We start from the raw sequence: 4,042 nt of genomic DNA on the forward strand, positions 1-4,042 counted from the left end.
ATGAGGTATTCTTTAATATCTAACGTTGCACTTGGTCTGTTAATCTAAGTAATTAAAAAATAAACTATTAATTATTTTTAAATAATGTTAATCATACTATTAAAATGAAATTATTAATTATATGTAAATTATGTTAGTTAATTATGTCAGAACTATATATGAATATATTTATATTAAAACTTGAGCTGCGTATAAATATAATATAAAGGGTATGATTTATTGTGAAACCATACCCCTCATTATAAGATTTAGACTGTAAAACTAATATAAATATAAATAATAAATCTATAAATATTTATTAGATTAAGAATTGTTAATAGCAGCTGCCGCCAATTCTTTGGCAGGCAAATAACCGCCAATCTGTATGCCAGATTCAGTAAAGACCGCAGGGGTACCACTAACTCCTAAGCTTAAGCCTAATTTCATATGTGATCGTACAGGATTCTTGCACTTCGGAGCTGTAATTGCTTCACCGTTTTTTGCTTTGTCCATAGCTGTTTTACGGTCAGCGCTACACCAAATGGCCTCCATTTTTGGCACGCTGTCCTCGCTACGTGGCCAAGCTAAATATCTTACTTCAATACCTTCAGCATTGATTTGGTTCATTTCGGAATGCATTTTAGCGCAATAAGGACAGTCAGCATCTGTAAAGCTATAAACAACCGCTTTGGTAACGCCTTTGGCTGGATAAATGATCATCTCACTTTTATCTACAGCAGCTAATTTTTCTTTGGCAACTTTGGCTGTAAGGGCGCTACTAATTTCAACAGGATGGTCTTTGCCGACCTCTAAAATTTGACCTAATATAATGTGACGACCTTCTTTATCACTATAAAAAGCTGGTGAGCCCTCAGCATTTACCCAGTAAATGTTCTGCATACTGGTAGGCACAGCTGAAATAATTTTTTGTTCAACACCTGAAGCTTTTAGATTTTCTTCTATCGCTTTTACAACGCTAGCATCTGACTCAGGAGAGGCAGTGTCAGTTTTTACAGAAGTATTAGTGGCAGTATTCGTTGCAGTTTCATTATTCATAGCATTATTCTGCTTAGCTTCAGTAATGTTGCTATTACATCCGGTGATAGCCACTGCCAATGCCAAAAACGCCATTTTTGATAATTTTGGAGTAGAGGTTACAAAGGTTTTATTCAATAGTTTGCTCATAACGCTTATCTCTTAGACGAGGATTTTGAAGGATTGATGTCGCTAAATAATATAAATAAATAATGTAGCTAAGTAAGATGGTTAATTAGTGTGATTCATTGTTTTCATTAATAAATAAATTTGGCTAAATATTGAAACTACTATAGATTAAACCAATTGAAAAACAACTGATAAACAATGTAGATTAATAGTTTATAGTGATTAAAATTAATACTTTGTAGTAATAAATAACAGATATAAGTTTAGCATATTATATTGGCGATAGAATCTAGATAAACAAAAGCCCCACTGCAGTTAACAGTGAGGCAATTAATGAGAAAAAACTGTGCTAATTAGCGAAAAAACAGTATAAATAAATCTAGGTGCTAATCCCTTTATTTGGTAGCACGTGGCGGCAATCCAGTATGCTGGGTTTGGAAATTGCCTTTTTTCACCTGATTGCTTCTATTACGTGTGGGCTTGGCTTGAGCCGTTGAATTGGTGCTTCGTTTATTTGAGCCAGAACGCTTAATAGAATCCGAACCAACACGGCTGTTTTTCTTACGGGCGGATTGATAAGTGTCTTGACTGTCTTTGCCCTCTAAGCTTGCGTTAAATGGCGGAATTAAACAATGACGGGCAGTACCGATTAAGTCCTCGCGCCCCAGACGTATTAGGGCAGCACGAAGCATGGCCCAGTTTTTGGGATCATGATAGCGTAAGAAGGCTTTATGCAATTTGCGCTGCTTGCCAGATTTAACGATATCCACATCGCCACCTTCACGAGTTACTTTATGCAGCGGATCTTTGTGAGTGTGATACATGGTGGTCGCGGTTGCCATGGGACTAGGGTAGAACGCTTGAACTTGGTCGGTTCTAAAGTCATTGCGCTTGAGCCACAATGCTAGATTCATCATGTCTTCATCTGTCGTACCTGGATGGGCGGCAATAAAATAAGGGATCAAATACTGCTCTTTGCCTGCCTCGACGCTGTATTGTTCAAACATCTGTTTAAAGGTGTCGTAGGAGCCCATACCCGGTTTCATCATCTTCGATAAAACGTTGGTCTCAGAATGCTCAGGGGCAATTTTAAGATAACCACCGACGTGATGGGTAACGAGTTCTTTGACGTATTCAGGATCTTTTACTGCCAAATCATAGCGTAAGCCTGAAGCAATTAAAATCTTTTTAACACCTTTGATATCACGGGCTTTACGATATAGCTTGGTTAAATTACTATGATCCGTTAATAGGTTTTCACAAATATCAGGATATACGCAGGATGGCTTGCGGCAATTCTTCTCGATGGACTCATCTTTACAGCTTAGACGGTACATATTGGCGGTTGGGCCACCCAAATCTGAAATCACACCGGTAAAATTAGGTGCTGTATCACGAATGGCTTCGACTTCACGCAAGATTGACTCTTCAGAACGGTTCTGTATGATACGCCCTTCATGCTCAGTGATAGAACAAAACGTACAACCGCCAAAGCAGCCACGCATGATATTAACCGAAAACTTAATCATATCAAATGCTGGAATACGCGCTTTGCCATAACTAGGATGCGGCACTCGGGCATAAGGTAAATCAAACACGTAATCCATCTCTTCCATAGATAATGGAATCGGAGGAGGGTTTAACCACACATCAATATCGGTTCTAGAGTTGCCACCGCCAGTGCCATGACGTTGAACCAAGGCGCGCGCATTACCGGGATTGGTTTCCAAATGCAAAATGCGGTTGGCATGGGCATATAGCACCGGATCTGATTTTACTTGTTCGTAATCTGGCAAACGAATAACGGTTTTTTCGCGGGGCGGCAGTTTTAGCTTGTGTTTACGGGCAGTTTTTGGCTTAACTGTCTCAAGACCGATTATCTTAACAAGCTGCACGTCATCATTAACTTGATCGGCATTGATTACTTTATTCTCAACTGGCTCTGCCTTAAAACCTTGATACTGCTTCTCAAGACTAGAGGGGCGTTGCAGCGCGGATAGGCTCTCATTAACCTTTTGCTCAGAGTTACCTTTTTCTTTTTCAATGGAGCAACTGTCCAAATCTTCGGTCATGACATAAGGGTTGATAATCGGGTCGACACGGCCAACGGTATCCACATCATTGCTAGAGACCTCAACCATGTCCGCTTTCCAGTGGCGGCGTGAAGGGGTCAATAAATAAGCCGTACCGCGTAAATGGCTCATTTGTTCAAAAGTATAGCCTTTCGACAAGCCATGTACCACATCGACAATCGCACGTTCTGCATTACCATATAATAAGACATCAGCACGGCTATCAAGTAATATACTACGGCGTACTTTGTCCGACCAATAATCATAATGGGCGATACGGCGTAAACTACCCTCAATACCCCCTAATATAATAGGTACATCTGGATAGGCTTCACGGCAACGCTGGCTATATACTATAGCAGCGCGGTCTGGACGCTTATCCGGCGCATTGTCAGGAGAATAGGCATCATCGCTACGAATACGGCGATCAGCAGTGTAGCGGTTAATCATGCTGTCCATGTTGCCCGCAGTGACACCATAAGCATAAACCGGTTTACCCAGTTCCATAAAGGCATCTTTACTGGTCCAGTCGGGCTGTGCAATGATACCGACACGAAAGCCTTGTGCTTCTAGAAGACGGCCAATAATCGCCATGCCAAAGCTTGGATGATCAACATAAGCATCTCCTGAGATAATAATCACATCACAAGCATCCCAGCCCAACTCGTCCATCTCGCTTCGGCTCATGGGCAAGAAGGGGGCAGGCTCGTAGCAGCTTGCCCAGTGCTTATCATAGTCGTATAAGGGCGTAACACCTTGTTTAAAAGCGGTGCGGGCGAGGGTATCAGCAGACATGGTTTTGACCTAACAATGATTTAATAAAGAAA

The 4,042-nt window shown here is 40.9% G+C and carries 2 protein-coding genes; both read right to left on the reverse strand.

Translation table 11 applies throughout. The features are described 5' to 3' along the window. Positions 1–303 precede the first annotated feature (303 nt). Positions 304–1,164 (reverse strand): DsbC family protein, encoded by an 861-nt coding sequence (locus QZ265_RS10045; RefSeq protein WP_296405817.1) that lies wholly within the window; start codon positions 1,162–1,164, stop codon positions 304–306. 374 nt (positions 1,165–1,538) lie between these two features. Continuing rightward, positions 1,539–4,010: a YgiQ family radical SAM protein gene (locus QZ265_RS10050; RefSeq protein ID WP_296405818.1), complete on the reverse strand. Its 2,472-nt coding sequence runs from the start codon at positions 4,008–4,010 to the stop codon at positions 1,539–1,541. Positions 4,011–4,042 lie beyond the last annotated feature (32 nt).

Source organism: Psychrobacter sp., assembly GCF_018260395.1.
Lineage (GTDB): Bacteria > Pseudomonadota > Gammaproteobacteria > Pseudomonadales > Moraxellaceae > Psychrobacter.